Annotated in this window: 6 protein-coding genes; 3 read left to right on the top strand and 3 right to left on the bottom strand. The window is 62.4% G+C overall.

Annotation, left to right across the window (positions count from 1 at the left end; all coding sequences use genetic code 11):
* The 3 genes from Q0341_RS14130 to Q0341_RS14120 all read left to right on the top strand — a co-directional run.
* On the top strand, positions 1-1258 hold a 1258-nt coding region (locus Q0341_RS14130; protein WP_299514593.1), incomplete at its 5' end, for an FAD-dependent monooxygenase.
* A gap of 18 nt (positions 1259-1276) precedes the next feature.
* On the top strand, positions 1277-1519 hold the full coding sequence (locus Q0341_RS14125) for a DUF2783 domain-containing protein (RefSeq protein WP_299514591.1): 243 nt from the start codon (positions 1277-1279) through the stop codon (positions 1517-1519).
* Between the two features lie 18 nt (positions 1520-1537).
* Positions 1538-2074, top strand: a complete 537-nt coding sequence (locus Q0341_RS14120; protein ID WP_299514589.1) for a VOC family protein — start codon at positions 1538-1540, stop codon at positions 2072-2074.
* A 6-nt stretch (positions 2075-2080) separates the two neighbouring features.
* On the opposite strand, the gene Q0341_RS14115 is transcribed toward Q0341_RS14120, so the two are convergent.
* From Q0341_RS14115 to Q0341_RS14105, 3 genes are all read right to left on the bottom strand, one after another.
* Positions 2081-3289, bottom strand: a complete 1209-nt coding sequence (locus Q0341_RS14115; RefSeq protein WP_299514595.1) for a Bcr/CflA family efflux MFS transporter — start codon at positions 3287-3289, stop codon at positions 2081-2083.
* Position 3290: 1 nt separating this feature from the next.
* Positions 3291-3875 (bottom strand): methionine biosynthesis protein MetW, encoded by a 585-nt coding sequence (gene metW / locus Q0341_RS14110; protein WP_299514587.1) that lies wholly within the window; start codon positions 3873-3875, stop codon positions 3291-3293.
* Positions 3872-5012 (bottom strand): homoserine O-acetyltransferase (locus tag Q0341_RS14105; protein WP_299514585.1); only part of this gene is annotated, 1141 nt, incomplete at its 5' end. The genes Q0341_RS14105 and metW, both read right to left, overlap by 4 nt.

Below are 5012 nucleotides of genomic sequence, written 5' to 3'. Positions count from 1 at the left end.
TGAACTGGGCGCGGACATTCGCTGGCAGCACACGGTCACCGCAGTGGAGCGCCACGATGGCCACGCCACTTTGACGGTGGAAACACCCGAAGGCACGTTCGACATCGAAGCCGACTGGCTGGTGGTGGCCGATGGCGCACGCAGCCCGATCCGCCGCCATCTGGGCCTGGACATCGAAGGCCGCGTGTTCCAGGACCGCTTTTTGATCGCCGACGTGATCATGAAGGCCGACTACCCCGCAGAGCGCTGGTTCTGGTTTGACCCGCCCTTTCACCCGAACCAAAGCGTGTTGCTGCACAAGCAAAGCAACAACGTCTGGCGCATCGATTTTCAGCTCGGCTGGGACGCCGACCCTGAAGAAGAAAAGAAGCCCGAAAAAGTCATACCGCGCCTGAAAGCCATGCTGGGCGATGACCGCCCATTTGAGCTGGAGTGGGTCAGCATCTACACCTTCCAGTGCCGCCGCATGACGGACTTTCGCCACGGTCGCGTGCTGTTTGCAGGCGACGCAGCGCACCAGGTCTCGCCCTTTGGCGCACGCGGAGCCAACTCAGGTTTTCAGGACGCAGACGATTTGATGTGGAAACTGGGCTTGGTCATCAAGGGCCAGGCCAGCGAGAAGTTGCTCGACACCTACGCGATGGACCGCGAATTTGCCGCCGACGAAAACATCATGAATTCGACACGCTCGACCGACTTCATCACGCCCAAGAGCCGCACCAGCAAAACCTTTCGCAACCAAGTGTTGGCGTTGGCCAAGCACCACCCGTTTGCGCGCAAGCTGGTCAATTCGGGCCGGTTGTCCATGCCATCTTTCCTGACCGACTCGGTGCTCAACACGCCCGATGCCGAGGTGTTTGACGGCAACATGGTGCCCGGCGCACCGATGGACGATGCGCCTGTGCAGATGAATGGCCAAGACGCCTGGCTGCTCGACCAAGTGGGCAAAGGCTTTCAGCTCATGCTGTTTGTGGATGCCGCACCCGATGCCCCAACGCTGGCCACGCTGCAAGCCCTGAAACGAGGCGCAGTGCCGTTGGACAGCCTGATCGTTTCTCGCCAGGCCCTGCAAGTGCCCGGCTTCCAAGTGTTGGTGGACGCGCAAGGCTTGATGGCCAAGCGCTACGACGCCCAGCCTGGCACCACCTATTTGCTGCGCCCCGACCAGCATGTGCTGGCCCGATGGCGCAGCCTGGACAGCGCCTGGCTGCAAACGGCCATGGCCCGTGCCTTGGGGCAAGTGGGCGAACACGCCTGAACCGAAGTGAGAGCCGATATGCCCACCGACACACCCACAGCCCTGAACACCGCGCCCAATTTTCATGAAGCTGGACGCCGCTTCTTCCGCGACTTTTCGCCCGGCGACGAGTTTTATGAACACCTGATCGACGCGCACAACGACCTGAGCGACGAACAAAGCGAGGCGCTCAATGCCCGCCTGATCTTGCTGCTGGCCAACCACATTGGCGACTTGCGCGTGCTGCGCGAGGCACTGCAGGCCGCCCGCCAAACCGACTGAGCCCCCTTGGAGAACCTCATGAAAATCGACCGCATCCACCACGCCGCCTACCGCTGCAAAGACGCCAAAGCCACCGTCGAGTGGTACGTGAAAAACCTGAACATGGACTTCGTGCTGGCCATCGCCGAAGACCTGGTGCCTTCGACCAAAGCCCCCGACCCCTACATGCATGTGTTTCTGGATGCAGGCGGTGGCAACGTGCTGGCCTTCTTTGAGCTGCCCAACTCACCCGAGATGGGCCGCGACGAAAACACCCCGGCTTGGGTGCAGCACATCGCCTTCAAGGTCGACAGCTTGGAAGCCCTGGAGGCGGCCAAAGCCCGGCTAGAGGCCAACGGCGTAGACGTGCTGGGCCCGACCAACCACACCATCTTCAAGAGCATTTACTTCTTTGACCCCAACGGCCACCGCCTGGAACTGGCCGCCGACGTGGGCACGCCCGAGATGTACGCCAAGCTCGATGCGTGCAAATGGGACATGCTCAATGAATGGGCCCAAACCAAACGCGCCCCCAAACACGCGGCTTGGATGCACGAGAGCACCTTGCCAAGCTGAACGGGCTCAACGCCCCCGATTGCGGCGCAAGCCCCACTGTGCTGCGGCCCCGACCAGCGAGAAGCCCAGCATCATCCAACCCAAGTTCACCGCGCCGTGGTGCGGCACCAATCCCACCAAATAGCCGCCTGTGGCCCCGGTCAGTTGCTGCATCAGGCCCGCCACGGCAGCGGCCGAGCCGGCCAACGCCGGCAGCACGCCCACCGTGCCTGCCAGCGCAGGCGGGTTGATGAAGCCGTGCCCCAGGCCCAACAAAAGCAGCGGCAAGGCCACGGCCAACGCCGTCTGCACACCCCCCAGACCCAGCGCCAGCATCACCACCAAACCGCCCACCGCCAGCGCCTGGCCCCAGGCCATGACGCGCGATTCCCCCACCCGTTGGATCAATCGAGAGGTCATGAAGTTGCCCAAGATATAGGACACAGGCACGGCCATGATGAACCAGCCAATGCCGTCCGGCCCGATGCCGTAGCCCTTGAGCACGATGGGTGCGCCCGCAAGGAAAGCGTAAAACGTGGCGGTGGTCACGGCGAGGATGACGACGTAGAGCACAAAGCGTGGCTCACGCAGCAGACGGGCGTAAGCACTGAGCATGCCTCGCAACCAGTGGCCAGCCGCAGGCGCGGGTGGTGCCACACGCGGCAAGCCCCACCACGCCGCCACCAAGAGCAGCACCGCCAACACAGCCAGCAACACAAAGTTGGTTTGCCAGCCAAAGCGCACATGGATCTGCCCGCCGATCAGCGTGGCCAGCGGCGGGCACATGCCCAGCGCCATGCCGATGTAGGCCATGACCCGGGTGCGCTGCGGCCCGGTGAACAGGTCTTGCACCATGGAGCGGCTGACCACCATGCTGGCGGCACTGCCTGCGCCTTGCAGCACACGGGCGGCGGTGAGCGTGGCGATGTCGGTGGCCAGCGCGGCCATAACCGATGCCAGCCCCGCCACCACCAGGCCCAGCATCAAGATAGGTTTGCGCCCATGCCGGTCGGACAGCGGCCCGTACACCAGCTGCAAGGCACCGTAGGCGACCACGTAGCCGCTGAACGTCAACTGCACATCGGCTTGGTGGGTGCTGAAGATGGCCCCCCACTCCTGCATGGACGGCAAACACAGCGTCATGGCCAAGAGGCCAAACGAGATTTGCGCCAATACGTTGGCAATCAGCCAGGGGCTGTGGGCGACCGTACCTTGCGGAATGGGCTTGCTGACCATGTCAGCCACGCTGCAATTTGTAGACCGCTGTGCCCGCCATCATGTTGGGCCACAGGCGCACTTCCTGGCCCTGCTGCAGGCCAAAGGCGTCCATGATGCGCAACTGGTTTTTGCGGGCCAGGTCGCCAAAGTCGGCGTAGGTGCCCACACGGATGTTGGGTGTGTCGTACCACTGGTAAGGCAGGCGCTTGGTCACCGGCATGCGTCCACGCAACACGCTCAGGCGGTTGAACCAATGCGCAAAATTAGGGAAGGCCAAAATGCCCACGCGGCCCACGCGCACCGTCTCGCGCAGCATGGTCTCGGCGTTGCGCAGGTGTTGCAGCGTGTCAATTTGCAGCACCACGTCAAACGATTGGTCCCCGAACAGGCTCAGGCCTTCGTCCAGGTTCAGCTGCAGCACGTTCACACCGCGTTCCACGCAGGCGTGCACATTGGTGTCATCCAGCTCCACGCCGTAACCTGAACAGCCCTTGTGCTGTTGCAGATAGGCCAGCAAGGCGCCATCGCCACAACCCAAGTCCAGCACGCGGGAACCTTGGGGTACCAGGCGTGCTATGGCTTGCATGATCAGGGGGTCGCTCATGCAGCACCTCCTTCGTTCAAAGTCTTCGCCATGTTGTCAAAGTAAGAACGCACCACGTTCAAATAGCGCGCATCGTTGAGCAAGAAGGCATCGTGACCGTGCGGTGCGTCGATTTCGGCGTAGCTCACGTCGCGGTGGTTGTCCAGCAGGGCCTTGACCATCTCGCGGCTGCGGCTCGGCGAAAAGCGCCAATCGGTGGAAAAGCTGACCAGCAAGAATTTGCAAGTGGCGCGGGCCAACGCCTTAGACAGGTCGCCGCCATAAGCGCGCGCCGGGTCGAAGTAATCGAGCGCCCGGGTGATCAGCAAATAGGTGTTGGCGTCAAAGTACTCGCTAAACTTGTCGCCCTGGTAGCGCAAATAGCTCTCGATCTGGAACTCCACATCTTGTGTGGAGTATTTGTAGCCGGTGGCGTTGTTCGTCACGGCCTCGCGCAGCTCGCGGCCAAACTTTTCGTTCATCACGTCGTCACTCAGGTACGTGATGTGGCCGATCATGCGGGCGATGCGCAGGCCGCGCTTGGGCACCACACCTTGTGCGACAAAGTGCCCGTCATGGAAGTCCGGGTCGGTCACGATGGCGCGGCGGGCCACTTCGTTGAAGGCGATGTTTTCGGCGTTCAGGTTCGGCGCACTGGCCACCACCACCGCGTGCTTCACACGCTCGGGGTATTGCAGCGTCCAAGAGAGCGCCTGCATGCCACCCAGGCTCCCGCCCATCACGGCGGCCAGTTGTTCGATGCCCAGAGCGTCGAGCAAGCGGGCTTGCGCGTTGACCCAGTCTTCCACCGTGACCACCGGAAAGTCCGCGCCATACACGCGCCCGGTGTCGGGGTTCACATGCATGGGGCCGGTCGAGCCAAAGCACGAGCCCAGGTTGTTCACGCCGATGACAAAAAAGCGGTCGGTGTCGAGCGACTTGCCGGGGCCGATCATGTTGTCCCACCAGCCCAAGTTTTTGGGCTCATCGGCGTACACGCCCGCCGCATGGTGCGAGGCGTTCAAAGCATGGCAAACCAGCACAGCGTTGGATTTGTCGGCGTTGAGCGTGCCGTAGGTTTCGTAGCTCAGGGAATAACCACGGATGGACGCGCCGCTTTGCAAAGGCAAGGCGGCTTCAAAGCTCATCGACTGTGGC

Origin of the sequence: uncultured Limnohabitans sp. (assembly GCF_937889215.1) — a bacterium.
Lineage (GTDB): Bacteria > Pseudomonadota > Gammaproteobacteria > Burkholderiales > Burkholderiaceae_C > Limnohabitans_A.
The sequence above is the reverse complement of the archived record's forward strand: the minus strand, read 5'-3'. Positions and strand labels throughout refer to the sequence as shown.